General features: G+C 73.9%; 1 protein-coding gene. It reads right to left on the bottom strand.

All coding sequences use genetic code 11. The annotated features are described in order from the left end of the window. Nucleotides 1-1028: glycoside hydrolase family 15 protein (locus DQW06_RS27005; RefSeq protein ID WP_198662560.1), on the bottom strand; the 1028-nt coding region annotated here is incomplete at both ends.

A 1028-nucleotide genomic window follows, 5' to 3' on the forward strand; every position in this document is an offset into this window, starting at 1 on the left:
AGCCCGCCCTCCCCGCCCAGCTCCGCGTCCACCCGTTCCAGGGTCGCGAGCACGCGCGGGTCGGTCCCCTCCAGGAAGCCCAGGAGCGGGATCCTCAGCAGCGACCCGTCCACGTGGGACGAGCAGTAGGACTGCGTGAAGGTCCCGGCCTCCGCGTCGTAGCCCCGGTCCAGGACCTCCTGGCGCACGGCGTCCAGCTCCTTGCGCCACTTGTCCAGCGGGACGTCCCCGCCCGCCTTGCCGGACTCGGTGGCCAGCTGGATCCCGCGGTCCAGGCACACCCAGGCGTAGACCTTGGAACTCGTCCAGTGCCGCGGCCGCGACCGCACCTCCCACATGCCCTCGTCCGGCTCGCGCCAGACCCGGCACGCCGCGTCGACCATCGAGGAGAGCTGTTCGACGTCCCCGCGCCCGAGCCCGCCGGTGGCCTCCTCGTAGGACAGCGCGGCGTCGAGCACGTGCCCGTACACGTCCAGCTGGTGCTGTGAGTAGGCGTCGTTGCCGACGCGGACCGGTCTGGACCCGGCGTGTCCGGCGAGGTGGTCCAGGGTCTCCTCCTCAGGCGGCGGCTGTTCGTCGACCGCCTGCACCGGGGGGACCCAGTCGATCGGCTGACCGCACATGCGCAGCAGGAAGCGCAGGTAGTGCCCCGCCTCCTCGGCGTGCCCGAGCCGAAGGAAGGCCAGGACGACGAGCGCGGCGTCGCGGTGCCAGACGTAGCGGTAGTCCCAGTTGCGCGGGCCTCCCGGCCACTCGGGCAGGGACGTGGTGGGTGCGGCGATCAGGGCGCCGCTCTCCTCGTGGAGCAGACCGCGCAGGGTGAGGGCGCTGCGGCGCACGTGCGTGGCGCCGACCCCGTCGTAGTCGGTCCGGCCGGACCACTCCCGCCAGGCGTCCAGGGTCTCCCGCAGCAGCGCCCGGCCCTCCCCCAGTCCGACGCGGCGCCCGCCCTCCAGGTAGTCCAGGGCGAACACGGCGGTGTCCCCCTCGGCCAGCTCCACGCGGTACTCCGGCACGCCGTCCCGCGC

The organism is Nocardiopsis sp. TNDT3 (assembly GCF_003427465.1).
GTDB classification, from domain to species: domain Bacteria; phylum Actinomycetota; class Actinomycetes; order Streptosporangiales; family Streptosporangiaceae; genus Nocardiopsis; species Nocardiopsis dassonvillei.